General features: G+C 66.3%; 21 protein-coding genes and 2 pseudogenes. 14 read left to right on the top strand and 9 right to left on the bottom strand.

The window, feature by feature from the left end:
• Positions 1 to 1316: 1316 nt before the first annotated feature.
• The 4 genes from C6361_RS29920 (at position 1317) to C6361_RS37245 (ending at position 4615) form a co-directional block, all read left to right on the top strand.
• Positions 1317 to 1706: a hypothetical protein gene (locus tag C6361_RS29920; protein WP_159079558.1), complete on the top strand. Its 390-nt coding sequence runs from the start codon at positions 1317 to 1319 to the stop codon at positions 1704 to 1706.
• Between the two features lie 119 nt (positions 1707 to 1825).
• On the top strand, positions 1826 to 3205 hold the full coding sequence (locus C6361_RS29915; RefSeq protein ID WP_159079557.1) for a hypothetical protein: 1380 nt from the start codon (positions 1826 to 1828) through the stop codon (positions 3203 to 3205).
• Between the two features lie 86 nt (positions 3206 to 3291).
• Positions 3292 to 3600 (top strand): hypothetical protein, encoded by a 309-nt coding sequence (locus C6361_RS37250; protein ID WP_234359105.1) that lies wholly within the window; start codon positions 3292 to 3294, stop codon positions 3598 to 3600.
• A complete protein-coding gene (locus tag C6361_RS37245; protein ID WP_159079555.1) occupies positions 3590 to 4615 on the top strand; it encodes a hypothetical protein in 1026 nt (341 codons plus the stop codon). Before C6361_RS37250 ends, C6361_RS37245 begins: the two co-directional genes overlap by 11 nt.
• A gap of 92 nt (positions 4616 to 4707) precedes the next feature.
• Here the strand turns inward: C6361_RS37245 and C6361_RS37775 are convergent, their stop codons facing one another.
• From C6361_RS37775 to C6361_RS39085, 3 genes and pseudogenes are all read right to left on the bottom strand, one after another.
• Positions 4708 to 5151 (bottom strand): transposase, encoded by a 444-nt coding sequence (locus tag C6361_RS37775; protein ID WP_369931459.1) that lies wholly within the window; start codon positions 5149 to 5151, stop codon positions 4708 to 4710.
• 1 nt (position 5152) lies between these two features.
• Positions 5153 to 5248, bottom strand: a pseudogene (locus tag C6361_RS39325) (transposase); the annotation flags it as partial.
• 690 nt (positions 5249 to 5938) lie between these two features.
• Entirely contained in the window at positions 5939 to 10336 is a 4398-nt protein-coding gene (locus C6361_RS39085) for an FG-GAP-like repeat-containing protein (RefSeq protein ID WP_159079554.1), read from the bottom strand.
• 273 nt (positions 10337 to 10609) lie between these two features.
• On the opposite strand from C6361_RS39085, the gene C6361_RS29895 reads away from it, so the two are divergent.
• Both C6361_RS29895 and C6361_RS29885 read left to right on the top strand, forming a co-directional pair.
• Entirely contained in the window at positions 10610 to 17107 is a 6498-nt protein-coding gene (locus C6361_RS29895) for an RHS repeat-associated core domain-containing protein (protein ID WP_107269778.1), read from the top strand.
• A gap of 1111 nt (positions 17108 to 18218) precedes the next feature.
• The gene (locus tag C6361_RS29885) at positions 18219 to 18530 is read left to right on the top strand and encodes a hypothetical protein (protein ID WP_159079553.1); all 312 of its coding nucleotides are present in this window, start codon (positions 18219 to 18221) and stop codon (positions 18528 to 18530) included.
• A gap of 61 nt (positions 18531 to 18591) precedes the next feature.
• Here the strand turns inward: C6361_RS29885 and C6361_RS38500 are convergent, their stop codons facing one another.
• From C6361_RS38500 to C6361_RS37240, 3 genes are all read right to left on the bottom strand, one after another.
• On the bottom strand, positions 18592 to 19032 hold the full coding sequence (locus C6361_RS38500; protein ID WP_234359104.1) for a transposase: 441 nt from the start codon (positions 19030 to 19032) through the stop codon (positions 18592 to 18594).
• A gap of 554 nt (positions 19033 to 19586) precedes the next feature.
• Entirely contained in the window at positions 19587 to 20009 is a 423-nt protein-coding gene (locus C6361_RS39320; protein WP_199853124.1) for an SAM-dependent methyltransferase, read from the bottom strand.
• A gap of 231 nt (positions 20010 to 20240) precedes the next feature.
• A complete protein-coding gene (locus C6361_RS37240) occupies positions 20241 to 20444 on the bottom strand; it encodes a hypothetical protein (protein WP_159079552.1) in 204 nt (67 codons plus the stop codon).
• Here C6361_RS37240 and C6361_RS39315 point away from each other — a divergent pair.
• The 3 genes and pseudogenes from C6361_RS39315 to C6361_RS29860 all read left to right on the top strand — a co-directional run.
• A pseudogene (locus tag C6361_RS39315) lies at positions 20355 to 20555 on the top strand (glyoxalase); the annotation flags it as partial. The gene C6361_RS37240 and the pseudogene C6361_RS39315 sit on opposite strands and share 90 nt — an antisense overlap.
• 169 nt (positions 20556 to 20724) lie before the next feature.
• Positions 20725 to 21051, top strand: coding sequence for a YciI family protein (locus C6361_RS29865; protein ID WP_234359102.1), 327 nt, complete (start codon positions 20725 to 20727; stop codon positions 21049 to 21051).
• Positions 21048 to 22244: an RNA polymerase sigma factor gene (locus tag C6361_RS29860; RefSeq protein ID WP_107269773.1), complete on the top strand. Its 1197-nt coding sequence runs from the start codon at positions 21048 to 21050 to the stop codon at positions 22242 to 22244. Before C6361_RS29865 ends, C6361_RS29860 begins: the two co-directional genes overlap by 4 nt.
• 22 nt (positions 22245 to 22266) lie before the next feature.
• On the opposite strand, the gene C6361_RS29855 is transcribed toward C6361_RS29860, so the two are convergent.
• Positions 22267 to 22524: a glutaredoxin domain-containing protein gene (locus C6361_RS29855; protein WP_107269772.1), complete on the bottom strand. Its 258-nt coding sequence runs from the start codon at positions 22522 to 22524 to the stop codon at positions 22267 to 22269.
• Complete coding sequence (locus C6361_RS29850; RefSeq protein ID WP_234359101.1) at positions 22521 to 23171, bottom strand: class I SAM-dependent methyltransferase; 651 nt, start codon at positions 23169 to 23171, stop codon at positions 22521 to 22523. The genes C6361_RS29855 and C6361_RS29850 overlap by 4 nt, the downstream gene beginning before the upstream one ends.
• A 109-nt stretch (positions 23172 to 23280) precedes the next feature.
• Here C6361_RS29850 and C6361_RS29845 point away from each other — a divergent pair, with 109 nt between their 5' ends.
• The 3 genes from C6361_RS29845 (at position 23281) to C6361_RS38490 (ending at position 24729) form a co-directional block, all read left to right on the top strand.
• Entirely contained in the window at positions 23281 to 23754 is a 474-nt protein-coding gene (locus tag C6361_RS29845) for a MarR family winged helix-turn-helix transcriptional regulator (RefSeq protein ID WP_159079551.1), read from the top strand.
• 448 nt (positions 23755 to 24202) lie between these two features.
• Positions 24203 to 24631 (top strand): RNA polymerase sigma factor, encoded by a 429-nt coding sequence (locus tag C6361_RS29840; RefSeq protein WP_234359100.1) that lies wholly within the window; start codon positions 24203 to 24205, stop codon positions 24629 to 24631.
• Positions 24592 to 24729: an RNA polymerase sigma factor gene (locus C6361_RS38490; protein ID WP_369930695.1), complete on the top strand. Its 138-nt coding sequence runs from the start codon at positions 24592 to 24594 to the stop codon at positions 24727 to 24729. The genes C6361_RS29840 and C6361_RS38490 overlap by 40 nt, the downstream gene beginning before the upstream one ends.
• A 47-nt stretch (positions 24730 to 24776) precedes the next feature.
• Here C6361_RS38490 and C6361_RS38485 read toward each other — a convergent pair whose 3' ends face one another.
• A complete protein-coding gene (locus C6361_RS38485) occupies positions 24777 to 25256 on the bottom strand; it encodes a transposase (RefSeq protein WP_234359098.1) in 480 nt (159 codons plus the stop codon).
• Between C6361_RS38485 and C6361_RS38480 the strand changes: the two genes are divergently transcribed.
• Together C6361_RS38480 and C6361_RS38475 are read left to right on the top strand one after the other, a co-directional pair.
• On the top strand, positions 25243 to 25461 hold the full coding sequence (locus tag C6361_RS38480) for a hypothetical protein (protein ID WP_234359097.1): 219 nt from the start codon (positions 25243 to 25245) through the stop codon (positions 25459 to 25461). The two genes, C6361_RS38485 and C6361_RS38480, sit on opposite strands and share 14 nt — an antisense overlap.
• 252 nt (positions 25462 to 25713) lie before the next feature.
• Complete coding sequence (locus tag C6361_RS38475) at positions 25714 to 25944, top strand: hypothetical protein (RefSeq protein WP_234359096.1); 231 nt, start codon at positions 25714 to 25716, stop codon at positions 25942 to 25944.
• Positions 25945 to 26301 lie beyond the last annotated feature (357 nt).

Genomic DNA, 26301 nt, shown 5'->3' with positions numbered 1-26301 from the left:
TCAGGTCGGTGGGGGAGAAGCGCAGGTGCTTGCCGAGGAACGTGCACGGCACGGCCCGGGCGGCGGCCTTCTTACGCAGCCACGACTCGCGGACCTGAAGGCGTTGAGCGGCCTCGGCAGGGGTGTAGAGCAGCGGCTGATTGGTCGACGGTGATGGTGTGAGGTCCGTGGTTCTGGTCGGGCGTGGTTGGTCGTTGGCGGGTCGATGCGGGTGTGATGGCGTTGCCACAGGAATCTCCTCCAGGAGAGGTGGTTGGTGCCGGCCCGGGCCGGCGGGCATAGGGAAGCGGCCGGTGCCGCCGTGGCACCGACCGCTGGTGGGCTGGCGAGAGTGGATTGTTGGCTGCCGCAAGGTGGGACAGAGTTATGTCTCGGCTCGAAGGATTCGCGTTCGCGGGTTCCGCGACGAGCGTCCGCAGTGTCAGCTCCGCCTGAAACTGACCCCCGTGGTATCGGAACCCGCCCGGAGCAGAGGGGTCACGTCGGAAGCGACACTTTTCTGAGGTGTTCTTCTGGGCGGCGGTGTCGAGAGTTCATGTCGAGGGTTTCCGACACGGAGCACAGCCAGGTCAGGCTCTGCTGGTGCCCGACGGTAGACCCGCTCGTCCTGTGTGGCTTTCCCGGCTTCACGTGACGTGGGCTCCGTGAGGTCGCGTGATCGGGTGTAGCACACCGCGCTGGCGACCGGGTGTGACCACCTGGGCCATCGGCGTAGCGCGCTCTGCCCACCGTCCCACGCGGTCTGAGGCCTGATTGGGGCGACCGCATAGCCGGACGGCCCACGGTCTGCTGGTTCTGTTTGGCCGCCAGGTGATCCTGCCGTGGCGGGCCCAGGAAGTGGTCGGAGTGTGAGGGCCGACCGCTCGTGTCCTGTTCGCCGGCGTACGGAGCGCCGGCTCATGCCGCCGGCGAACCCAGGACATCACCTTCTCGGCCGTCCGGTCCGGCCCAGCCGCGCCGGCCCACGTTCCGGCCGTGTCGCGGCCGGCGAGGTAATGGTCCGCGCGCTGGCCAGCGGTTCCCGGCGGCAAGGAGGCAGGCCCGACGACGGCCGGGTCACCTCGGACGCGGACCTATCAACGAGACGAGTTCGTTCCTAGCCCTTCTGCGGCGGGGCGCGGCCACTTCCCCAGCTGGGAAGTTCGAGGGCCTTGCGGTGTGCCAGCGTGCGGCGTGGTCACCGCATCGAGAGAATGGCGACTCTTCGCGCCCTTGACGTCCGCCCGCGCCCGGACTTGTCAGGCCGGTCTCGCCGCGTCGCGAGAGAGGTTGCCGGTGAAGCTACACTCGGTGACGACCTCGGAAGGGATCAACTCGTGACCGACCACGACTCTCAAGCCTTTCGGCCGAACAATACGGTTACCGTCCATGGAGCCAACAGCGGAAACATCGCGTCGGGCAACCGGGATGTCACGCAACTCGCCTCGACCCGGAGCAACATGGCCACCGCCGACATCGCTGAGATCATGCGAGCGGTGATCGAGGTAGCCGGATCGCTGAACATGGCGGATCGCGATCGCGATGAGCTTGTACGAACGGCAGAGTCCGCACAGTACGAGATAGAAGGACCGAACCCTGACGACGGCGAAATCAAGTCTTTAGGCTCACGGGTGATCCGTTTCCTGGGCCGCGCCAGCGATTCGGTGGTGCCGGTCGTGCTCACCAAGTACCTCGAACTGAAGCTTGGCCTGGGCAGCGCAGAGTGAAGGACGCCACTAGCAGGGAGTACGCACTTCTCGACTGGCTAGTCAACTGGCGCCCGCCCGAACCGTCGACGGTCGCCTGCCTAGGCGACTTGTTCGACGGAGACCCCCCAGCCGAAGAGATGGACCTGTGGCTGGAGACGCTACAAGACCTTGACCGGCGCGGCCTGATCAAGGCACACCTCGTCTTTGGGATCTTCAATAGCGCGGTTATTCTCACGGGCCGGGGTCGCGCTGAGACCGAGGCTCGCCACAAGCGCCGCGATGATCCACTGCGCCGTTGGGAGGCCTGCCGTCAGGAAGTTCTGTGGTCGTTGTCCGGGGCGAGCGAGTACCCCGCATCTGATCCTCCGTCCTCGCCTCAACTGGCGTACGAGGGAGACGTGTTCACTCAAGCTGAGATCTTCGACGCGGTCGAATCCCTGCTCGGCGAGGGCCTTGTGTCTGCCGGAGACGGCATCGCTGGTAATGAGCCACCCACTAACATTCTGCGGCTTACCTCACGAGGCAGGCGACACCTCGAAGGCGGCGGTTCCGACAGGTCGAATATCAGCACTACCGTCCACGTGTATGGCGATAACAACGGGACGGTGTATGTCGGAAACCGAGACATCACATATGCATCACCCCCGACCCAACGGACCACCACCCCGGTGACCGTCCCCGCTGGCGAAGACGAACCGACCGGCCTCGCCACGGGCCAGCCGCCGCAGTTCGAGCGTTGGTCGGTGTTGCCCCCTGCGGACGCGCGCCTTGCGTTGTATGCCCGCGATCAAAGCAGCGTCTACAACTCGCCGGTCACTGACGGCGGTAAGCCGGCCGAGTTCCGGTTTCTCTGGCGAATCGCTTGTACAGAACTGCCCGCAGCGCGACGGGCAAAGCAGATCTCCGACGCATTGCTGGCCTTGCTCAACAGCGTGACGATGACAAACGCTCTTGCGCGCCACGTTGACATCGATGGCCTGGCCTGGACCCGGTACGGCGACCATGCCCGGGCCAGCTTCGGTGCCATCCTCCGCGCGGCTGACGACGATGGTGAGCCGGTGGCATGGGCCCGTTTCAGCCCGCCACCGGCCGCGGAGCATCAACTGTTCGGCCGGGAGTCTGGATCTGCGGACCTTTTGCTCGCTGTCCGATTCGGCGCCGATGGTGGCCCGTCTGATCCGCCCGTGTCGCTTGCAGCCTGGTCAGAGACGTTCACCGCGTGGTTTGGGACGTTTTCTGACGTTGGCGCTTTTCTGACTGGTCTGGGCCTCGACCTCACCGCGCAGCCAGCCGCTCGGGCCGCGGTTGCGTTCTCCACTCGCACTGACCTCGGCGAAGTCGTGGATCTCACCTCGATCCCACGGATTCCTGGCACCTTCGTCTCAGCGTGGTTTCACGCGGTTGCCGCCGCTGACCGACCCGGCATGTCGGCCAGCGGTGTGAGTTCCGCATGGCTCGCGGCGATGTGTGAGGACGCTCTTCACCTAGACGACTACGACTCCGTCCTCGGCCGCTGACATCGACGCTGGGCGCTGGGGTGCTACCGCTCATTGCGCGAGTAGGTGACGATGGGCAGATGTCCAATGCGCGTAAGGTAGCCGTCGTGGGTGGACCGCTGACAGTCCTCGTGGCCGCCGCGATCTTCGGGGCTGTGCTCTGGAAGCAAGACCGCACAACTGGTACCTACTGGGTCGCCGTCGCTGGCCTTGTGGTCGCCGTGATTGCCCTGGTGGTGACCTGGCTTACCTGGATCCGTCCGATGAGCCCGGCCCCGTCGAGTCGCCCAGCGGTCAGCAGTCGCCCGGACACCAACAGAGCCAAGGGCGACAAGTCGTTCGGATCCGCGACCAACAGCCAGGTCGTGTACGGCAATCGAAACCGTCTCGGAGAAGGTAAGAAAGATGACCGATGATGGTGCCACTGGGCGGGCCAGCAAGAACACCGTCAAAGGCAACCGAAGTTTCGGCTCAGCCCATCGTTCAACGATCATCCACGGCAACAACAACATCATCTATCCGCCGCCGGACTCCGACGACGATGACGGCGACGAGAGTGCTACTGAAGAGGAGCCACCCTCTGCATCCCACCCCTTCGCTTGGATGTGGATCGCTGGCGCAGCAGTTGCGGCCATCATAGGCCTCTGCAACATCATTCCGGACCCGCCCGAGCCCAAGTCTTCATTTCCCGCCGAGAATGGCACACGACCGGACGGCTCGACCGACGCTGCTGTCCTCGCAGCGGCCGTTGGCGGACTGCAAAGCTGCGCGAAGGCCCTGGTATTGCAACCCCAGAACTGCCCCCAGCAGGTCAAGGACTGGGGGGCCGGCGATGCCACCTCCGTCACATGGCGGATCCACGGTGTACCCGGCGACGGTGCTGTCATCCACTACAACGGCGAGGAAGGCCGCTTCCACGTGCTCGGCACTGCGGTCATGACGGCGTCCTACGAGACTGCATCCGGCCCCGATCTCAAGTTGAGGGTCATCGAATACTGGGCCCGAGTCGAGTGGGCAGAGGGAAAGGCAAAGCTAGCAGAATTGAGAAACTACGACGATACGCCCAGGCCAGTTACGGAGAAGCGCAATCCCCAAGTCCCTGACGAGCTCGCTCGGTCCTTGGTGAAGGCTGCCTTCGAGAGATGTGTAAAGACAAGAAAGTCACAGCTGCCCCCAGAATGCCCTGATACTTATTCTGGCGCCGGGTCGGGCGAGGTCGGTTGGAAGCTCAATGGTGACCCTTCCATCAACACCAAGCCACGCTTCGAGCCGTCAACCGGACTTATTCATGTCGAGGGGGATTACTCGGTGACGGCGTCATACAGTCAGTTGTTCTTCGGAGCCACGTCCAAACCAGCCAGCGGAAGATACGACGCCATCTTGTCCGTCGATGACGGGAAGCCGCGGGTGCTGCGCATCAACGGGGCGTAGCCTCGCCGCTGATGCCGGACAACTGCCCCTAAGCTTGACTCTGTCGGGAGATCTTAGTCGCTGCCCGCGTTAACTGACCGCGCGCCAGGACATCAGGCGCCGGATTCCCTGCTGGTCGCAATATTCCTGGAAGGCGGTCGGCGGCCGTGGGGGCGTGATTTCATCTGGGGCTGGCGGCTGAGGCGCTCGACGTTGACGGCGATGGCGGTGAGAACGTGTTGCAGGTGTGCCTTGGCCTGTCCCCGGTAGCGGCAGCGGCGCGTGTCGTGGTCATGGATGAACTCGCAGATGATGCCCTCGATGCCGGATCTCACTGCGGGGCGGCGCGCACCGCTGCGGTGACCAGTTCGAGGCGGGTCGCGTACGGCGGCGAGGACGTGGGTGGAGTCGGTGCGCTGGGTGGTCCGCTCGCGGACCAGGCCGGCTTCCTTGAGCCGGGCGAGAGCGAGGTCGAGAAGCCGATCGGTCCGGCCCCTCCTCGAGCAGTCGGTCGCGGAAGTCAGTGAGCACGCTGTGGTGGAAGCCAGGGTCGTCAGGGTCAAGGTCGAGGCCGAGGGCGTATTTGAAATCGAGGCGGCAGCGTACGGCCTCGGCGGCGTCGCGGTCGGAGACTCCGAGCAGGAACTGAATCACGCTCACCCTGGCCGGCTGCGCGGGCGGAAGGCCGGGGCCGCCCGTCGCGTGGGTACCAGTCGGCGAAATCCTCGTCCCTCCACAGGCCGTCGAGACGGTCACGCACCCACATCGCCGTCGTCCCAGCCGGGTTGCTGGCACGCGCCATCCGCGCGGTCAGCGCCGGGACCTCGGCACCCGGACTGGGACGCACCGACATCTCGCACTCCTCCGCAGTCTCACGGGCCAGATACGCCCGCAAGCTGCCGCACCCCATGACCACACCGGCATGGAAGCACCAAGATCCCCGACAGAGTCAAGCTGAGGCGGTGACGCGGCCGGACGGGTCGACCGCGTGGCTCGTCATCCATCGTCGGTGAGACGGGCGGGAGCTGTGGCAATCGCCGTTGTCCTAATCGTTTCGGTGTAACCGTGCCAACGTCTCCCGCAGCTCCGGATTCGCATCAGGAAAGCACCGTCGCGAGGCAGACAGGTGACCGAACGACAGGATTATGAACGGCTGCATTTTCTCATCGCGAGGGGACTGTCCGATCGTGTCTGACACCCCAACGGACCCGAAAGCCGGCCGCCCGCGTCGTGGCAGACGGACCGGATCAGGCCCGCATCTCGCGACAACCGGGCGATCAGGCTAGACGGGTGGTGCCGGCGAGGGTCGCGGGCACCACCCGTTTGATGTTCCGTGGCTAGGTGTCAGCCGATGGTTTTGGCGGTGGTGGCTGTCCAGTTGCTGGCGAGTTGGATGCGGTCGTTGCTGAAGCGGCCGGTGCCGGTACCGGGGTAGAGCCAGACGATGTTGCTGGTGTCGATAGCGACCATGTCTGGTATGCCGTCGGAGTTGATGTCGGCTACCGTCGCCCGGTAGGGGGTCCATCCCGCGCCGATGAGTTCGCGGGTGCCGAGCATCGCTGGGCCCGCTTGACCGGTGTTGGGGTAGAGCCACAGATTGCCGTGGCCGTCGATTCCGACGATGTCGTCGCGGCCGTCGGAGTTGAGGTCCGCCGGGAAGATGCGGTAGGGGGTCCAGCCGGAGGTGCCGATACGGACTTTGCAGCATCCGTCGGGGTAGTAGAAGAGTTCGCTCGTCGTGGTGTTGATGCCGAAGTGGTCGGGGATCCGGTCGCCGTCGGCGTTGCCGGTGGCGTGGTTGTAGGTGGTCCAGCCGACGCCGACCTGGCGGCGTTGTCCGAAGCTTGGTGAGCCCATGTCGTTGGGGTACATCCAGAGGATGCCGTCGGCGTCGATGCCGAGGACGTCGGCGCGGCCGTCCATCGTCCAGTCGCGGATGTTCCACCGGTAGCCGCCCCATCCGCTTCCGACCTTGACGGGTGTGCCGAAGGTGGATGTACCACCGTTTCCGGTGTTGGGGTGCAGCCAGAGTCCTCCGGAGGAGTCGGCGGCGACGATGTCGGCGCGGCCGTCTCCGTTGAGGTCGTGGGCTGTCGGTTCTGGGCCCATGGTGGCCACGTCCCAGGTTTGGGTGAGGGACACCTCGCCGTTGAGGTAGCCGCCGTAGGTGCTTGCCCCGGTTTTGGTGGCGCCGATTCGGAAGCTGTTGGTGGCGTTCCACAGGTTGGTGTGGGCGGCTGAGGCGACGTTACGGCCGTCGACGAAGAGGAACATGCTGTGCAGGTTGCCGGCGGCGGGGCTGTACACGGCTGTCAGCTGGGTCCACACCCCGAGGCGAGCCGATCCGGGGGCGGCGCTGGCGGTGTCCCAGACTGGGCTTGCCACGTTGCTTCGTGACATAGCGAAGCGCCATGACTTGTTGCTGGATTCGGCCCAGATCTTGAATCCGGCGGTATTGGTGCCGTCCTGGGACAGGACCGTGCCGCCGTGGCTGTTGAGTTTGACCCAGGTCGAGACGGTGAAGGCGGCGTTGGTGGGTACGGCCGGTCCGCTGGTGGTGAGGGTGCCGGTGGTGCCGTTGAAGGCGACGTCGGGGTCGAACTGGTCGCCGGTGCTCCAGGTGGTGCCGGTGGTGCCGGTGGCGTGCAGGGTGCCGGCGGTGTCCTTGGCGGTGGTGACCGTGCCGGTGGCGTTGTCGTTGAGTTGCCAGGCGTGATCGGCGGTGATCAACGCCCGGGCAGGCTGGGCAGTGATGGTCCCGTTCCCGGCGGTGAGGTCGGCGACCTGCCACTCGGTGCTCTGACCGCCACTCGCTGTGGTCCACAGGTCGGGGATGTCGTCGGCGTTGGTGTCAGCGGCGCGGAGGTCGATGGTGGCGCCGGTGTTCCAGCCGTTGTCGCGCAGCTTATGGCCGGTGTACGTGAGCTGGCCGGTGCCCTCGTCGTAGGCGAGCGCGGTCCACAGGTGCAGGGCCCCGGTGGTGCGTTCCCAGAGGAACATGGCGGTGCCGGTGGTGGTCTGGGTGGTCGCGATCGTCCAGTCGTTCCAGTTCGTGCCACCGGTAGGGGTCAGGGCGGTGGTCTGGTAGGTGAGGATGTAGCCGTTTGGTGCGCCCAGGTTGGGGTGGTAGGTGAGGCGGTAGCCGTGCTCGGCGCTGCCGGCGATGCCGATCAGGTCGGGCAGCGGGGAGCCGCTGCCGCGGGCGTCGCCAGCGTTGACCAACTGCTGGGGGGAGTTGCCGTTCTCGTCGCGGAGCTGGTCGGCGACGATGAACCGCTGGACACCACTGCGTAGGGATTCGATGACGGAGCCGTCGCCGTTGCCGCGCAGGATGCTGGCCCCGCCGGCGTGCGGGCCGCTGCCGTAGTAGACGAGGAGGTCTTGGAAGCCTTCGCCGAAGAAGCGGCCGGTGACGGCAAGGGCGCCGTTGAAGTCCGCCGGGTTGTTACTGGCCGGGTCCTCTGGGTTGGTGGTGCCGGCGACGCCGTTGCCGCGGGCGCCGATGTTGGTAGCGACGATATTGCCCTGTCCGGGGCCTCCGGGCGCGAGCCAAAGTCCGGACGGCAGTCCGTACCGGCCGCCGACGGTGAGGAGGTCGGGGGAGTCGTCGCCGGTGAGGTCGCCGTCGGCCGCGTCGACGCTCGGTATCGAGTTGAAGGTGACGCTGGCGGTGTCGCCAAAGTTCCCGCCGGCGGAGACGCTGGTGACAGACAGCGTGTTGACGAATCGGGTGGGGGCGGCGCTGATCGTGGCGTTGCCGGCGGCGTCGGCGGGCACGTCGACCGGCGGGCCCGCGTTGAGCTGGTAGACGTACCCGCTCGGGACCGTGGTCCCGGCCGGTGGGGTGACGGGGAATGTCCACGGCTGCCCGACTGCCGTTTCCCCGTCGACGGGCTGTGGAATTGTCGGGGCGCCGGGCCTGGTCGGGTCGAAGGTGAACTTGCAGGTGCCCGACCAGTCGCTGGGGCTGCGGAAGTCGGTGGCCTGCACCTTCCAGGACAAGCTTGTGGCGGCACCTGCGGCGGCGGCGCGCAGGGTGGCGACCGGAACGACGAGTACCGCCGTGCTTCCGGACGGGTAGGTCAGCAGGTTGGGGTTGGACGAGGCGATCGCGGTCTCGGTGGTGTCGCTGGTCTTCCACAGCTTGAACGACACACCGAGTGTGCCGCCGTTGCGGTCGGATACCGGCGCGTACAGCGAGACGCTGCTGTCGCCGACGAAGGAGCCGCCGGCGCAGGTGGTCTTGGGGGAGGTGGTCAGGTTCGTGGGCTTGTTCGGTTCGTGGTTGTAGAGGATCGTCAGGGTGGGGCTGGTCTGGAGGAACTCTTTCCAGCTCTGGGTGTCGCTGGCCTCGTTGGCGGCGACCATCCAGAGGGTGCGGGTGGCTCGTCTGTCGGTGACGTCGGTGCGGATCTTGCTGGTGATGTCGAAGGAGACGGCGGCGGCGTCGCAGCCGGAGTAGCCGTAGGCGAAGCTCCTGGAGGCGATGGCGGAGCCTTTGCTGACGCCTTCCCAGTGGTTCCAGGTGGCGTTCGACGACGTCAGTGTGGTGCTGGGGCCGTAGATGTAGACGGTCCTGTCGGTGCAGCTCCAGGACCGGGTGTTGGTGATCTTGAAGGTCGCGGAGCTGATTTCGGCGTTTGCGAGGGTGCCGTAGGGAACGGGGAAATTGATCAGGGTGTTGGAGCGTTGACTGCCGGAGTTGCCGACCTGCATACGGCCGATCAGATCCGGGGTGTCCTTCCAATAATTCGTTGATTGGTGCTGGTAGGAGATGGTGGCCCAGCCGGACATCTTCGGGCCGACGGGTGTCCAGGTGAAGCTGGGATCGATGTAGACCGGATAAACGGTCTTTTCCCCGGTCAGAAGATCGCGGTCGGGGCTGAGCGTGACCATGTCCGGCGCGACCTCGACTCCGACCGGGGCGGTACGCCCGGGGGCGGGAGTATCGGAGCTGGACTGTCCCCGGCGGGTGGCTCCTGCTGCGGGGGCTGTGGAGTCCCACATGAGCGGTGCGGGAGCGGTGAGGACCGTGGCGCCGGTGCGGTCGCGGCCGGCGATGTTTCCGACCGCGTCGGCGGTGAGGGTGACGCCCCTGGTGGTGGTGGACAGACTCAGCGCGGTCAACTGTGGGTGTGTAGCGGCCTGCCGGGTCTTGATGACGAACGTGTGGGAGAAGGCCCCCTCGGCGGTAACCCGTACCGTCAGGTCCACCCCGGGCAGCACGTCGGCGTAGACGGCGGTCGGACCCTCCAACGCCGGGGCCGGCAGCGGCATCGGCGCGGTGAACGCCACCGCCCGGTCGCCGCTGATCAACTCTGCTAAGGGGCCGGTGCCGCCCGGGGACAGGCGGACAGTGTTGGTGGTGACCGCTGCGGTGATGCTGCTGTCGGCCTGCCTGACTAACGTCGGATTCAATGCCTTCCAGACGCCGTCGACCCGCTTGCGGGTCGGTACCGCCGACTGCGCCAGCTCCAGCAGCCCGTCCGGGCGGGCGGTGAGGGTGGATGTCGGGCTGCCGGAGGCCGTTGCCTCAACTGGCCTGCCGATCCGTCTCGCCTCGGCGATCGCCGCGTCCGCGTCGAGGAGTCCGGCGACCCGCGGGGCGGGAGGCGTCGGTGAGGCGGCGGCCGAGCCGGCGGACAACGGCAGGCCGGCGATCAGAACGGCGCCGGCAGTGACGCCGACGGCTCCGATGCGAAGCAAACGCAGCCTCGTCCAGGCGACGAATGTGGACAACACGGTACCTCCCCACGCGATGCCACCGGTCCGCGCGTGCCGCGTCCGGTGGCGGCCACAGTGAAGCAGGCCGCTCCGGGAGAGGGGAACGCCTGTCGTCACAACGAGTCGTCCCGTTCGTGCGCTCTGCGACTGAATTGCCGCCCACGCCCTTGATCATCGTTATCCCATCGTTACCGGGCGAGGTCGGGGACGTGAGAGATTGTCAGCGCCACGGGGGGTGTCCGCCCGAACACTCGAGGTGGCTTGTGTCGATCTTCGCTGAGGTGAGGTTGCATGAGCAGGTTCGGCCGGTCACGCCTGTCCGCATGCGGACGGACCGCCATCGCCTTTGTTGCCGCCGGTGCGCTGCTAGCGGGAATGCTGACCGCGACACCGGCACAGGCCAAGCCGCCGGAGCAGACGGCGCCTACTCCGTCACCGGGTCCGTCGGTGAAGGGCGTCAAGCCGTTGCCGACGAAGTTCGTGACTCCGCCGAACGCGGCGAAGGACTCCTACCGGCCCACCCGAACGGCGTGGCCAAAGGCGGCGACGTCCCAGCTGGACCTCGCCGACGTGGTTGGCCGGGCGGCCACGCCGGTGAAGGTGCGGGCCGCCGATACTCCCGTGTGGGCGCAGCCGGTGCCGCGTAATGGCTCGTACGAGGGGCCCGGCCAGGTCGAGGTGCGCGTGGCCGACCGCGCCGCCGCCAAGGCCGCCGGTGTCGACGGGGTGCTGCTGTCGCTACGACCAGAAACAGCGCAGGGGTCCGGCGTAGTGCGAGTCGGAGTGGACTACGCCGGGTTCGCGGAGACGTTCGGCGGGAACTTCGGCTCGCGGCTGCGTCTGGTACGACTTCCGGCGTGTGCGTTGACGACGCCGCGCGTGACCTCGTGTCGTATGGGCTCGCCACTGGTGTCATCGAACGATGTGTCGGCGCAGTCGGTGTCGGCGGAGATATCACTGCCGGCGGGCGGTCCGCAGAACCGGTCCGCCGATGACGCCACAGTCGTGTTGGCTGCGGTCGCCGACCCGGGCGACGAGGGCGGCGCCGGCGGCACGTACGCGGCCACGGACCTGAAGCCGTCGGGGTCCTGGACCGGCGGTGGGAGCACGGGCTCGTTCACCTACTCGTACCCAATGGACGTGCCGCCGGCGGCGTCGGACCTCGCACCGACGCTGGCACTGTCGTACGACTCGGCGAGCGTGGACGGCCAGACGGCATCGACCAACGCGCAGGCGTCGTGGGCCGGCGATGGCTGGTCGACGGGCCGGTCCTTCATCGAGCAGACGTTCGCGTCGTGCCAGGACGAGCCCGGAGGCAAGGCGTCGCCAGTGAAGACGTACGACCGGTGCTGGGACGGCCCGGTGCTGACGATGTCGCTGAACGGGTCGTCGACGTCGCTGGTGTGGGACGCCGATAAGGAGATTTGGAAGCCGGAACTGGACGACGGCGAGGTCATCACTCGGGTTACGAATTCGAACAACGGTTCCGGTACTTACAATACCGACTATTGGCGGGTGACGCTGCGCGACGGAACTGTCTACGAGTTCGGCCGCAACCGCCTACCCGGCTGGACCTCCGGAAAGCCGGAAACGAAATCCGTGGACCACACGCCCGTGTACTCTCCGCATTCGGGAGATCCCTGCTACAACTCGGCAGGCTTCTCATCATCGGTGTGCACAATGGCGTACCGGTGGAGCCTCGACCACGTGGTCGACGTCCACGGGAACGCGATGGCGTACTACTACGGGCAGGACACGAACTTCTACGGCCGGAACAAGGGCGCAACCGACGTGTCCTACATCCGCGACTCGTGGCTGACCCGGATCGACTACGGATTCCGCGACGGCGGCGCGTACGGGACGGTGCCGAACCGGGTGCTGTTCCACACCGGAGAGCGGTGCCTGTCCGGGACGTGTCAACCGTTGAACTCGGCGAACAAGGCGAACTGGCCCGACGTCCCGTTCGACCTCATCTGCGCCTCAGGGACGGACTGCGACGACTGGAGCCCGTCGTTCTTCTCCACGGTACGGCTGACGTCAGTCGAGACCCAGCAGTGGAACACCGGCACCAGCAAGCACGAAAAAGTCGACTCGTACGCGTTGACCCATACCATGCCGGCGACGGGCGACGGCACATCCCCCACATTGTGGCTGTCGTCGATCACCCGCACCGGGCACGATCTGAGCGCGGGCGGGACGGCGGCGATCACAATGCCGTCGGTGAGCTTCAGCGGAATCAAACTGCCCAACCGGGTCGACATCGCGGGCGGGTTGCCGTCGTACTACCGGCAGCGGATCTCGGCGATCACCACCGAAACCGGATCGGTAATCGCCCCGAGCTACGAACTGCCGGTGCCGTGCACCGCCCCCGTCACCCAGTCACCAGCATCCAACACGAAGTCGTGCTACCCCGTCTACTGGACACCGGACGGATATGTGAACCCGCACCGAGACTGGTTCAACAAGTACGCGGTGACCCGGGTGACCTCCACCGACCCGACCGGCGGCGCCCCGGCCCTCACTATCAGCTACAAGTACCTCGACGGCGCGGCGTGGCGGTACGACGAAAACGAGGTCGTCAAAGCCAAATACCGCACCTACGGCCAGTTCCGCGGCTACGCCAAGGTCCAGACGTTCACCGGGGACGGCGTCAACGACCGCCGCACCATGTCACAGACCACCTACTACCGGGGCATGTCAAAGAACAACTCGACAACGGCCGTGAACCTCACCGACTCGGCCGGTGGAGTGCACGAGGACGTCGACGAGTTCGCCGGCCGGGTGCTGGAGACCACCGAGTACCTGGGCGAGAACGGGCGGATCGACTCGTCGACGATCAACTCGTACTGGGCGTCCGGCGCCACCGCCACCCGCAGCCGCACCGGACTACCCGCGCTGACGGCACAGTGGGTGCAGCCGGTCAAGACTTACACCCGAAAAGCGGTCACCAGCGGCGCAACGCCGACTTGGCGGTACACGGCGATGGAGCACAGCTACGACGCGAATACCGCCAGCGCGACTCTCGGCTCGCTCAAGCACACCTACACCTACACCGTGCCGACCAACCCCGCCTTCGACCAGTGCACCACCTACACCTACGCCCCGCCGAATACTGGAAAGAACCTGGTCGGTCTTCCCGCCCAAGTGGAGACCGCCGCCGTGGCGTGCGGCGGGTTCACCACCGGCAGCCCAGCATCGGAGCCGGGCAGCGTGAATACCTTGACCGCACCGACGTCGCTAAGCCGGCCGGATCAGGTGGTGAAGGCCGAACGGACCTTCTACGACGATACGGAGTTCGCTCTCACGTTCCCCCAGGCGTCCGCGCCCACGAAGGGGAACGTGACGATGACCCGCACGGCGACGGACTACACCGCCAACGGCTACGTGTGGCAGACCACCGAACGCGGCACCTACGACACCTACGGCCGGCCAGAGGACAGCTTCGACGCCAAGGGCAACAAGTCCACCCTCGGCTACACGATGAACACGGTAGGCCTAACGACCGGCACATCGAGCACCAACGCCCTCCAACAGACCTCATCCGCCACAGTGAACCCACGCCGTGGCAGCACGCTGACCAGCACCGACGCCAACAGCACGATTACCCGCCAGCAGTATGATGCGGTAGGCCGGACCACATCGGTCTGGCTGCACTCACGGACGACGAGCAGCCCGGCGAACCACACCTTTACCTACACGGTCTCGAAGACCGGCGTCACGGCGGTGACGAACCGAAGCTTGAACCTCGCGAACGGCTATCGGACCTCGGTGACCTTGTACGACGCCATGCTGCGGGAGCGGCAGACGCAGGCGATGACGCCAGCCGGCGGCCGGATGATCACCGACACGTTCTACGACTCCCGAGGCTGGGCCCGGGCCTCCTACAACGGCTGGTGGGACACTACCAGCCTGCCCGCCGTGAGCAGCCCAGTATCGGCGGCGGACCTCGGCAAGCAGGTGCCGAACCAGACCTTCACCACCTACGACGGCCTGGGCCGAGCGGTCGTCGTTGAGGCAGCAAAGAATGGCTTGACCATCTCGTCGACCACGACCGTCTATCACGGTGACCGCATCACCGTCGTCCCGCCGGACGGAGGAACGGTGGCCACCACCGTCACCGACCCCTTGGACCGCAAGACGCAGTTGGTCGAGTACACGTCCCGGCCGACGGTGACCGCACCGCAGGACACGTTCACCGGCACGTACACGGTCACCGGCGGTACCACAACCACCAGCAGCTACGGCTACGACGTACGCGGCAACCAGGCCACCCTGACCGACGCAGCGGACAACGTCTGGGCGTCGACGTACAACCTTCTCGGCCAGCTGGTCAGCCGGACTGACCCCGACGCCGGCACCACCACGATGAGCTACGACGCCAACGGCAACCTGCAGCAGACGACTGATGGACGCGGCAAGACGCTGTCATTCACCCACGACGCGCTCGACCGCGAGACCGGTGAGTACGCCGCGACCGTGACCAATCAGGCCCCGGCGAACCAGCGGGCCAAGTGGATCTACGACAATAGCAACAACGTCCCCGGAGTCACCAACCCGGTCGGCCAGCCCACCACCACCATCGCCTATCGGGACGGGCACGCCTATACCACCCAGCAGAAGGGCTTCAACGTCTTCGGTAAGAGCCTCGGAGTCACTATCACAATCCCCGACGTCGAGGGCGCTCTCAGCGGCTCCTACGTCTTCGGACACACCTACAACAGCGTCCTCGGGCTGCCCTTCACCGACACCTACCCAGCCAAGGGCAGCCTGCCAGCGGAAACCGTCCTGCACGGCTACGGCGACCTCGACCTACCTGACAGCCTCGTCGGACTCGCCGCCTACACGCAGTACGTCACCTATGACGCGTGGGGGCGGGTCAACCAGCAGAAGATCGGCTCCGCGACCAACTTCGCCCTGGTCACCAACACCTACGACACACACACCGGCCGCCTGACCAACCAAGTCGTCAGCAAGGCCACCAGCGGCACCATCGCCACACCCCTCGACGAGCAGGAATACCGCTACGACCTGTACGGCAAAATCAACCGCAAGATCAGTAAACGCAACGGCGCCTCCACCCCCGCCGAAACACAGTGCTACGGCTACGACGGACTCAACCGGCTCACCGAAGCCTGGACCGCCACCGACAACTGCACGACCGCACCCACAGCCGGCAACCGCACCATGATCGGTAACACCATCGGCTCAGGCAGCGCCTACTGGACCAGCTGGGAGATTGACGCGATCGGTAACCGCACCAAGCAGATCCAACGCAACCTCACTGGAGGCAACGACACGACCACGACCTACACCTACAACGGCAACGGCCAGAACAAACCACACACGCTCACCGCCACCAGCGCTGTCACCGGCGCTGCCGCCTACACTTACGACGCCGCCGGCAATATGACCGGACGTAACGCTGCCGAAGGCAACCAAACGCTCGACTGGGACGATGCGGGGAAACTCGTCTCTGTCACCGGCGGCACCACCGGCACGAACACCTTCCTTCACGACGCTGACGGAAACCTCCTGCTCCAGAAGGAACCCACCAAGACCACCCTCTACCTCCCCGGCCAACAACTCACCCTCAACACCACCACCGGTGCCATCGACGGCAACCGCTACCACGCCCTGCCCGGCGGCGGCACCTGCATCCGCTCCGGCGCCAGCGCCGGCTACACCTTCGCCCTCGCTGACCACCAAGGCACTCCGACCCTCTACCTCGACAGCACTGCACAAGTACCAACATGGCGCCAGTACACACCCTACGGCGCGCCTCGCGGCATTGTCGGCACCTACCCTGACAACCGCGGATTCCTCAACAAACCGATGAGCCCGACCGGACTCACCACCATCGGCGCCCGCGCGTACGATCCCACCATCGGAAGGTTCATTTCGGTTGATCCAATCCAGGACCTGTTCGACGCGCAGCAGTGGAATGGGTACAGCTACTCAAACAACTCCCCAATTACCCGCTCCGATCCCACCGGTCTGATCTCAGACGAGGTCGCGGCCGGCCGGATGACGCAGCGTGAAGCGAAGGATCACCAGGAGAAGATCTGGGGGCCCAAGAAGGACGATTGGAAAAAGGGCTCCGGCGGAAAGCCGAAGAGGACCTATAGGTGCGCCGAACGCCCAGGTGGCTGTGTCTCTAGGCCGGGTTCGCCGCTGTATCAGAATCGACTAGGCGCATGCGTAGACGCTGCCGGCACTGGGGTAGCCTGCCCGTCCCGGCCGTCTCCTACCCCGCAAACGTACGTGCGGCCCACGCCACCCAAGCCAAAGAAAGAGTGCAAGGCGTGGGCTTGGGTGTGCAGTACTGGGAAATGGCTCAAAGATAACCGCAATGCGATCGTCGCCGGGGCCGGGATCGTCGCTATGGGCGCATGCGTCGTCGCCACCGCAGGCGTCTGTGGGGCTGTTGCGGGCGGCGCCGCGCTTGTTAGTATCGGATACCGGGCGTATGATCTCTCTCAAACCGACATGGGTGCCGCTGATTGGGGAAAGTTCGCCATCGGGACAGCCACAGACGTCGCCCTGACGCGCATCCCGACTGCGAAGGTCCCGATACGAGGAATGAACAAGCCCTTCCGTGGCCACCTGGACATTCCCCTCGGAGAAGTGGGAGCTAAATTGACGGGCGCAACAAAGGTTCACCTGAGAGCCGGGCGATACGAGCAGGCATACCGCATCGATCCACTGAGAGCGACGAACGTGGTGGCAGGTTGGGCGATAGGCACAAACCACGATCCGCTCACGAACGCGTACAGTCAGATTGTTGACTGATGAAGGAAACCAGTTCGGTGCTGGAGTGGGCGCTGCTAATTTTCGTCATAGTCGCAGGGCTCGGAGTTCTGTTCTTGATGGGTTACCCATCGCGCTTCATATCGGGATCCGATCGGAGTGAACCTCAGCGCGCGACGGAAGCTGAGATCGACCGTCGACATCATTATCTGGTGAATCGCATAATTTCGATAGGATTTTCGGTCATCACTGGCGTATTCGCGATCGTCCTACTCCTAGGGTCCGCGGGCAAGCGATCGGGCGGACTTGTCCTGGCGGCGATATCGATCGCAAGTGCTACGGTGTTCGTTCTGCTCATCCGGCGCGATCGACGCCGTACCGATCGCGGGCACCAGGGTCCTGGCGGGCGCAGCTGACAGGGCCGTCCAGGAGGCGTTGCAAGTCGCGGACCGCTGGCACCTGTGGTATACCCTCGCCGAGGCCGTTCGCAAAGAGGTCAAGCCGCGTGGGATGGGGACGACCTATAACTGCAATGTAGTCGGAGCGTGCGAAGTGGACGTCAACGAGTGCAAGGCAGAGGAAGGTTGCACATACCTCTTGGGTGACGCGGCGGTGAACGGCGGAAGCCTGAAGTGCCGGACAAGCGGCGCCTGCGTCTTCTTCAAGTACGTATGGAAGGAAAAATATCCCGAGAAGACGTCGAGTGGAGAACCCGTCGACTGGGGACACATTAGGAGTGAATGGCAACCAATGCTGGGATTGGCGGGGAGTGGGTGCAGCTGTCGGTGTAGGAATTGGTGCCTTTGGTGGTCCTGTAGGGGCCGCGAGCGGCGGCGGGATTGGAACGGGAGTTGGAGCCTACGCCGGCTTGACCTACACTGCCTGGTCTGAACTCTTCGAAGCGTGGGGCAAGCGCGATGACTACCGCCCCGGAGTGATTTGGATGGTCAGCGAGAAGCAGGAGATCGGACGAATATAGGATCTGTTGTCAGGTTGCCGGCCCCGTCCGTCGACCACAGGTTCTGACCCGACAGGACGCATTCCTGCCCGGACCGTTCCATCGTGGATGTCCGTCGCCGGTGGAACGGTCCTGTTTAGAGCAGCGCCGGGCCGGTGGGATGTGTAGCCTTCAAGCAAACGTGAGGATGTGAAGATGTCGACGCTGGCAACAGTTACCGGGCTTGTCATGGGAGGCGGCCTCGTCGGCGCGGGCCTCTTGATCGTGTTGACCGGTCATATGCCGGATTTTCCGGGCCCGATCCGCGATGCCGGCGCGATGTTCGCGCTTCCTGGTCTGGGACTCCTGCTGATTCAGGGCATGGGACACGGGAGTGGTGTGCCGGCGCTGATCTGTGGGCTTGCGGCGTTCGCGTCCTTCGGCTGGGGCACATGGCTCGGCTTCCGGTATCTCCCGCTGGTCGTGGCGAGGAGCCGCGATCGGAAGCGGCGAGCTGAACCGAGGTGAGAGTGCGTGTAGGGTGCCAAAACGAGGTTCCGGTCGCTGACCTGCGGATTCGTAGATCCGTTTAAGCGGCCCGGTAGTATTCGTTGATGACCCCGCCGAGTCGTCGGCGTCGGACAACGCCGTCGACCGGCATCACGATGCCCGGCTCACGGTTTGGCGGTACCTGCCCGCGCCCCTGGTGCGGCCGATGGTCATTGAAGTGTCGGACGTATTCGGTCAGCACTATCCTGGCATGCCGCTGGCCGTAGACCAGGACGTGGTCGGTGCACTCCTCGCGCATGCTGCGACCCCAGCGCTCGACGAAACAGTTCGCCGTCGGTGTACGCGGTGGTGTCTCCACCACCTGTACGCCCTCGTCGGCGCGGACGGCGTCGAACGATGCGGCGTACTTGGTGCCGCGGTCGCGGATGATGAACCGGAAGTCGCTGGTGCGTTCGCCGAGGTTCATGAGGAGGTTGCGGGCCTGCTGCGTCACCCACGCCTGGGTCGGGTGCTCGGTCACGCCGAGCAGGTGCACCCCGGCGGGTCGCGATCTCCATGACGACCAGCACGTACAGCCGGCGCAGCCACACGGTATCGACGTGGAAGAAGTCGGCGGCCAGCAGTCCGGTGGCCTGGGTACGCAGGAACCTCCGCCAAGAGGTGTCGGTTGCCGCGGGGTGCGGGGCCGAGGCGACCACGGGTCAGGACTCGGCGGATGGTGCCGAGGCCGACGCGGTGGCCCAGTCCCAGCAGTTCGCCTTGGATTCTCTTGTGGCCCCAGCGGGGGTTGTCGCGGGCCATTCGGTGGATGAGGTCGCGGATCGAGTCGTTGACGGGTGGTCGGCCGCCGCGTTGGGGGTAGGTCCAGTGGCGTTGGACCAGCCGGCGGTGCCAGGCGAGCAGGGTCGCCGGGGTTACGATCCGGTGCATGCGGAGCGCGCGGGGCAAGCGGCGGGACAGGGCGGACAGGATCGCCCGGTCTGGCCAGGACAGGCGTGGTTGGCCGTGGACCTGACGGCGTAGCACCGCGACTTCATGGCGAAGGGCCAGCAGTCCGCGAGCACGACGTTGTCGCTACGGGCCGCGCGCAGCAGGGCGTCGAACATGCGGATCGCGACCAGATAGACCAATCGGAGCACCATGGCCATGAAGGTGCTCCAAGCTCACGAAGCACCAGCTCACGGCGGGTGCGACAGGTATTGGCACCGTACAGGCGTAGCGGGCGCGGTCGGCTGGGTCGGCGAGGAAGTGGAACACAGCGCGGTCGTGCCACCACTGATAGCGGCGTTCTGGTTGCCACTGGAGGAGGTCGGCGGTTATCCAGGTGATGGCGGCGGTGTGGCCGAGTCGGTCGCGGCTGGTCTGGAGGGCGGTGGCGGCGACGTCGAGGACGGTGATGTCGTGGATGTCGCGTTCCAGGAGCCGGTCGACGAGGTGGGAGGCGCCGCCGCCGACGTCGATGACCGAGGTGTCGGGTCCGAGGCCCGCCCGGGTCAACAGGTGCAGGGACGTCGCCGGTTCCCGCTGATACCAGCTGACCTGATCTGACGGACGGTCGCGGTAGACGCCCTCTCAACGACCGGCGCCGGCCGGCGTGCTCGTCTCCACGATCGCAGGGGTCGCACACGTGAGGCGAGCGGGCGAGACCCGGACAGCGGCCCGGCCTAGCTCCGAGAGGCGGGAGAAGAAATCTTGGCCGACTGTCGGATCCAGGCCTCTGGCGGTCGTCTACCAGGTGACGATGATGGCCGCCTGCCCGAGCGGTGCACGGTGACAAGGAGTCAAATAATGAAAGCGACGATGAACGCGATCGACGTGATCGTGTCGGACATGGATGCTTCCGTGGCGTTCTACCGCAGGCTCGGCCTGGAGTTCCAGATTGATGAGGGGATGCCCGATCATGCCTCCTGTGACCTTCCGTGCGGTCTGCATCTGATGTTGGATACGGAGAAGTTGACGGGGATGGCCCGGCCGGGTTGGTCGCGGGGTTCGGGAAGCACGGCGGCGTTCCTTACGTTCGAGTTGGGCAGCCCGGCCGAGGTGGACGCCGCCTACGCTGAGTTGACCGGCGCCGGATACCGGGGGGCGCGGGGCCGTGGGACGCGTTCTGGGGCATGCGGTACGCCACGGTGCTGGACCCGGACGGCAACGGCATCGACCTGTACGCGACGTTGCCGGCCAACTGAGAGGGCTGGGCATGAAGTATGTACTGATGTTCGTCGAGACCGAGCAGTTCGCCGCCGAGCTACGGGCGATGGACGAGCCAGAGCGGGGACGGGCCTACGCACGGGTGCAGCAGTGGTTCGCCAACCACAGCGACAAGATCACCCATCACGCGCATCTGCTACCTGCGGACACCGCGACGACGGTGCGGCTCGACGGCGCGGAACCGTTGATCTCCGACGGGCCGTTCGTGGAGGGCAAGGAAGTGATCAGTGGCTACGCCGAGATCGACGTCGCTGACCTGGACGAGGCGATGGCGATCGTCCGGGCGTGGCCGGCGTGCCCGCTGGTCGAGATCCGCCCCATCGCCGGATGATTGATGTGTCGCATGATGAACTGGCCCGGGTGGTCCGGGACCACGCGGGCCGGCTCGCCGCGTCGCTGGTACACCTGATCGGGGACTTCACCGCCGCCGAGGACCTGGTCCAAGACGCGGTGGAGGCGGCGCTGCGGCACTGGCCCGCCGACGGGATCCCGGACCGGCCCGACGCCTGGCTCTACACGGTCGCCCGGCGGCGGGGCTTAGACCTGCTGCGCCGAGACGCCGCGCACCGCAGCAAGCTCGCCCTGGTGGTGTGGACGACCCAGCCGGACCCGGCCGACCAGCTCCGGCTGATCTTCACCTGCTGCCATCCAGCGTTGCCCCGCACCGCACAGGTCGCGCTCACCCTGCGGGTGGTGTGCGGGTTTACCACCGGCCAGATCGCGAAGGCATTCCTGGTCCCGGAGAGCACGGTGGGGCAGCGGATCACCCGCGCGAAACGGAAGATCGCCAACGCCGGCATCCCGTATCGGGTCCCCGCCGACGACGAACTCGGCCACCGGCTCGCCGAAGTCCTGTCCGTGGTCTATCTGCTGTTCAACGAGGCATACCTACCCACCACCGCCGACCCAAACCACGGCCGAGACCTGGCCGACGACGCCGAGTTCCTCGCCGCGACGCTGCACAACCTGATGCCCACCGAGCCGGAGGTGACCGGACTGCTCGCGCTGATCCGACTGCACCGGGCACGCACCGCCGCCCGGTTCGACAAGCAGGGCGGCATCATCCAACTGCCCGACCAGGACCGGACGCTCTGGAACCAGCAGACGATCGCCGACGCCAGCATGCTCATCGCGAATGCCGCCGCCCGCAGGCGGCCCGGCCCGTACCAGCTCCAGGCGGCGATCGTGGCCTGTCACGCCGAAGCCTCCCGGTGGGAGGACACCGACTGGACGCAGATCCTCGTCCTCTACGACATGCTGCTGCACCTGGCCCCGTCCCCGGTCACCCGGCTGCACCGGGCGGTCGCCAACCGCTACGTCACCGGCCCGACCGCCGCGCTCGACGACGTCGACACCCTCGCCGACACTCTGGGCGGTTACCACCTTTTCCACGCCACCCGCGCCGAACTCCTCCGCGACCTGAACCGCCTCGACGAAGCGCACGCCGCTGACGAGCAGGCGCTCGCCATGACCGCCAACCCGGCCGAACAATCCCTGCTGCGCCAGCGCCTCAACTGGGCCTGACCCGGACCGTGGGACGAGCGCGTCAGCGGCGGGCGAGATGGTCGACCGTCTCAGCGCGCGGGTTCACCAACCACTCTCCGGCGACGTGCACCGTCGGCACGGTCTCGTTGCCGTCGGCGACGGCCCGGACCGCAGCCGCCGCCTCCGCGTCCGTCCAGATGTTGACCTCCGTGAACGCGACCCGGCGGCGACGCAACCCGAACCGCAGCAGAAAGCAGTACGGGCAGCCCGGCCGGGTGTAGACGGTGACCTGACGTTGCGTGCCATCTGCGTTGTTCACCGCGTCGCCTCACCGGCGGCCGGGCGGGTGGCGCGACCGAGCATGTGCGGTGCCGCCGGACTGGCCGGCCCTTCGGCCGGAAACCGGAAACGCCGCAGCTCGCCGATCTCGAACCCGGCTGCGGCGATCGCGGCGGCGGTGTCGCGGCCGGTTCGACAGCCGGCGAACAGCCACGGCCACACCGTCGCGTCCGCGAGCCGCTGCACCCGCCGCAGCGAGCCGGACTCCTCGGCGGCCACATGTTCGTAGAACCGCAACTGCCCACCCGGGCGTAGCACCCGCCGAATCTCCGCCAACGCGGCGGTTTGGTCCGGCACCGTGCACAGCACCAACGCCACCACCGCCGCGTCGAACTCCCCGTCCGCCCCAGGCAGCGCGTCGGCGAGCCCGTCGACCACCCGGACCAGAATCGGCGCGCTCATCGTGGCGGTCGTGGCGGTCGCGCGCAGCCGAGGCTCCGGCTCCACCGCCACCACCTCGGTCACCGACGCCGGGTAGTGCGCGAACATGCGGCCGTTGCCGGCACCGACCTCGATGACCCTGCCGGTCAAACCGGCGACGAGGGCCTGCCGGTGCTCGGCAGCTCCCGCCTGGTCCATCAGCACGCTCATCCGCTCGTAGAACCGGGCGAAGATCGGATGTGACATCCCTGCCATAGCTTCCCCTGTCCCTGCGGTCACCATGGACGCCGGTCAGCCGACGCCACTACGATAACTGTGGAGGCTATACATAGTGAACAACATACACAATCAGTCGGTGGAGCCGGCCGTACCGGCGTGCGACGACTTTCCCGATCCCATGGAGCGGATCTTCGCCTTTGCCGTGACCGTCAGCGCCTACATGCAGGCGGGGCTGGTCGCCAAAGGGCTCAGCCGGGCCCGCGCCACCGTGATCTGGCAGCTACACCGGCACGGCCCGTCCACCCAACGTCAACTGGCCCAGACCATCGGCGTCACCGCCCGCAACATCACCACCCTCGTCGACGCCCTGGAGGAATCCGGCTTCGTCCACCGACGCGCACACCCCACCGACCGCCGGGCCATCCTGGTCGGCCTCACCGAGGCTGGCACCGCCGTCACCGAACAACTCGACACCGACTACCAGACCGCCGCCACATACCTGTTCGCCGGCCTCGAACCCCAACAGGTGACGGACTTCGTAGCCATCCTCGACCTGCTCACCACACGACTCACGCCGACACCGCAGAACGGGCAGCAACCCGGCCAGTAGCCCAGCAAGGGGACGTCGCAGCAGCGCGGGCCGGGGCCGAACCTGACCCGATAAGACCGGCGCCTGCGGGCGTGCGTGCGGGCCTGTCTCGCCAACGGCACCTCTCTTGTCAAGGCGTTGGTAGTAGAGAGGTCTCCGTTCGGTCCACAGACCCTGGCGCCGCTTGGTCTGCTGTGGATCCGGATCTCTGATTTTCCGATGTTCCTGGGCGTCGGACCTTTTGCTGCTCTGCTCTCGCAACGGTTCCGCTAGGTGCCTGCCGACGTAACTGTCCCCGGTATCGCGCGCACGAGGGCCTGACTGAACTGGTTGGGTTCGATCGGGCAATGACGGGTGACAGACTCCGACACTCCAGGGGAGAGCCGATGACCCATCCGTCAGGTGTTGTGGCCGGTGAGCGGGCCGCGCCGTGTCCGCCGGGGTGACGATGCCTGCGGATGTGGTCGACATGAACGAGGCGACGGGCGTGGTCGGCGATCACGAACTGATCCGATCCTCCTGGACCGACCCGGAGCGGTTCGCTGAGATCTTCGACCGGCACGCCGAGGCGATCCACCGGTATCTGGCCCGCCGGGTCGGTCGTTCGATCGCCGACGACCTCGCCGCCGAGACGTTCCTGGTCGCGTTCCGCGGCAGGGAAGGCTACGACATCTCGCAGACCAATGCCCGTCCTTGGCTGTACGGGATCGCCGCCAACCTCCTGCGCCGGGAACAACGTGCGGAGGTGCGCCAGTACCGGGCTCTCGCCCGCACCGGGGTCGATCCCGTGCTGGACGACGACGCCGTGGGGTTTTGTCCCGGGTCGCCGCCGAGGATCACGTCCGCAAGCTCGCCGCGGTGCTCGCCCGCCTGTCCGTCCGGGAGCGGGAGGTGCTGACGCTCGTCGGTCAGGCACAGCTGAGCTATCCAGAGGTGGCCCGCGCACTCGGTATTCCGGTCGGCACGGTCCGGTCCCGCCTGCACAGCGCCCTGTAGGGTGCCAAACTCAGTTCCGGTTGCTGACCTGCGAGTTCGTAGATCCGTCAAGCGGCCAGGTGGTATTCGTTGATGACCCCGCCGAGTCGTCGTCGGCGTCGGACAAGGCTGTCGATCGGCATCACGATGCCCGGCTCACGGTTGGGCGGTACTTGCCCTCGGCCTTGGTGAGGGCGATGGTGATTGAAGTGTCGGATGTACTCGGTCAGTACCACCCTGGCCTGCCGCTGGCCGTAGACCAGGACGTGGTCGGTGCACTCCTCGCGCATGTTGCGCCCCCAGCGCTCCACGAAACCGTTCGCCCTCGGCGTGCGCGGTGGTGTCTTCACCACCTGTACGTTCTCGTCGGCGAGGACGGCGTCGAACGATGCGGCGTACTTGGTGTCGCGGTCGCGGATCATGAACCGGAAGCCGTTGGCCCGTTCGCCGAGGTTCATGAGCAGGTTGCGGGCCTGCTGGCTCACCCACGCCTGGGTCGGGTGCTCGGTCACACCGAGCAGGTGGACCCGTCGGGTGGCGATCTCCATGACGACCAGCACGTACGTCGACGTGGAAGAAGTCGGCGGCCAGGAGGCCGGTTGCCTGGGTACGCAGGAACGTCCGCCAGGAGGTGTCGGTGTCGCGGGGTGCGGGGCCGAGGCGGTCACGGGCCAGGATCCGGCGGATGGTGCGGGCGCGACCCTGACCGGACGGCATACACCCGAAGCCGACGCGGTGGCCCAGTCCGAGTAGTTCGCCTTGGATTCTCTTGTGGCCCCAGCGAGGGTTGTTCCGCGCCATCCGGCGGATGAGCTCGCGGATCGCGCCACTGACGGGTGGTCGGCCACCACGGTTGGGGTAGGTCCAGCGACCTTGGACCAGGCGGCGATGCCACGCCAGCAGCGTCGCCGGTGTCACGATCCGGTGGATGCGGACCGCGCGGGGCAGCCGCCGGGCGAGCGCGGATAGGATCGCCCGGTCTGGCCAGGACAGGCGTGGGCGGCCATGGATCTGACGACGCAGCACCGCGACCTCGTGGCGGAGGGCCAGCAGTTCCGCGAGCACCTCGCGGTCGCTGCGAACCGCGAGGAGCGAAGCGTCGAACAGGCGGATCGCGACCAGATAGATAGGTTGGAAGGCCATGACCTCGAAGGTGCCTCATTCCCAAGAAGCCCCAGCTCACAGCAGGTGCGACAGGTATTGGCACCGTACAGGCGCTTGGTGCTGTCGGATTGAGTTGTTTGCCAGCGGTTTTCGAGGGCTCTGATGATGTCGGCGATCATCGTTGGTGTGACGTGGCTGTAGGTGCCGCGGATGCCGGGTAGGCGATGGCCGAGTCGGCGGGCTTGGGCGATTTGCGGGGTGCCGTCTTCGATCATCCAGGTTTTGTGGGTGTGGCGGAGGTCGTGGAAGTGGATGCCTTCGATGATGGGTTGGGGTCCGGTGGTTCGCCATTGAATCCGTCCTGCCGAAGGGTGGCGACTACCAGGTTGCCTGCGACGATGAGTCGCTGCGCAGACGCCACGGCCAGCCCTTCGGCGTGATCGAGGTAGCACCGCGCGGCGGAGAGTGCGCTTAGCCACGCGTCGCGCT

Source organism: Plantactinospora sp. BC1 (assembly GCF_003030345.1).
GTDB lineage: Bacteria > Actinomycetota > Actinomycetes > Mycobacteriales > Micromonosporaceae > Plantactinospora.
The sequence above is the reverse complement of the archived record's forward strand: the minus strand, read 5'-3'. Positions and strand labels throughout refer to the sequence as shown.

Coding starts and splice junctions, on each gene's coding strand:
- C6361_RS29840 (WP_234359100.1), top strand. CDS start 24,203: ATGAACGAGGCGACGGGCGTGGTCGGCGATCACGAACTGATCCGATCC.
- C6361_RS37240 (WP_159079552.1), bottom strand. CDS start 20,444: ATGCAGACCGCACGGAAGGTCACAGGAGGCATGATCGGGCATCCCCTC.
- C6361_RS38485 (WP_234359098.1), bottom strand. CDS start 25,256: ATGGAGATCGCCACCCGACGGGTCCACCTGCTCGGTGTGACCGAGCAC.
- C6361_RS29850 (WP_234359101.1), bottom strand. CDS start 23,171: ATGTCACATCCGATCTTCGCCCGGTTCTACGAGCGGATGAGCGTGCTG.
- C6361_RS29860 (WP_107269773.1), top strand. CDS start 21,048: ATGATTGATGTGTCGCATGATGAACTGGCCCGGGTGGTCCGGGACCAC.
- C6361_RS29915 (WP_159079557.1), top strand. CDS start 1,826: ATGGACCTGTGGCTGGAGACGCTACAAGACCTTGACCGGCGCGGCCTG.
- C6361_RS38475 (WP_234359096.1), top strand. CDS start 25,714: ATGGATCTGACGACGCAGCACCGCGACCTCGTGGCGGAGGGCCAGCAG.
- C6361_RS37245 (WP_159079555.1), top strand. CDS start 3,590: ATGACCGATGATGGTGCCACTGGGCGGGCCAGCAAGAACACCGTCAAA.
- C6361_RS29865 (WP_234359102.1), top strand. CDS start 20,725: ATGTTCGTCGAGACCGAGCAGTTCGCCGCCGAGCTACGGGCGATGGAC.
- C6361_RS29885 (WP_159079553.1), top strand. CDS start 18,219: ATGTCGACGCTGGCAACAGTTACCGGGCTTGTCATGGGAGGCGGCCTC.
- C6361_RS29895 (WP_107269778.1), top strand. CDS start 10,610: ATGAGCAGGTTCGGCCGGTCACGCCTGTCCGCATGCGGACGGACCGCC.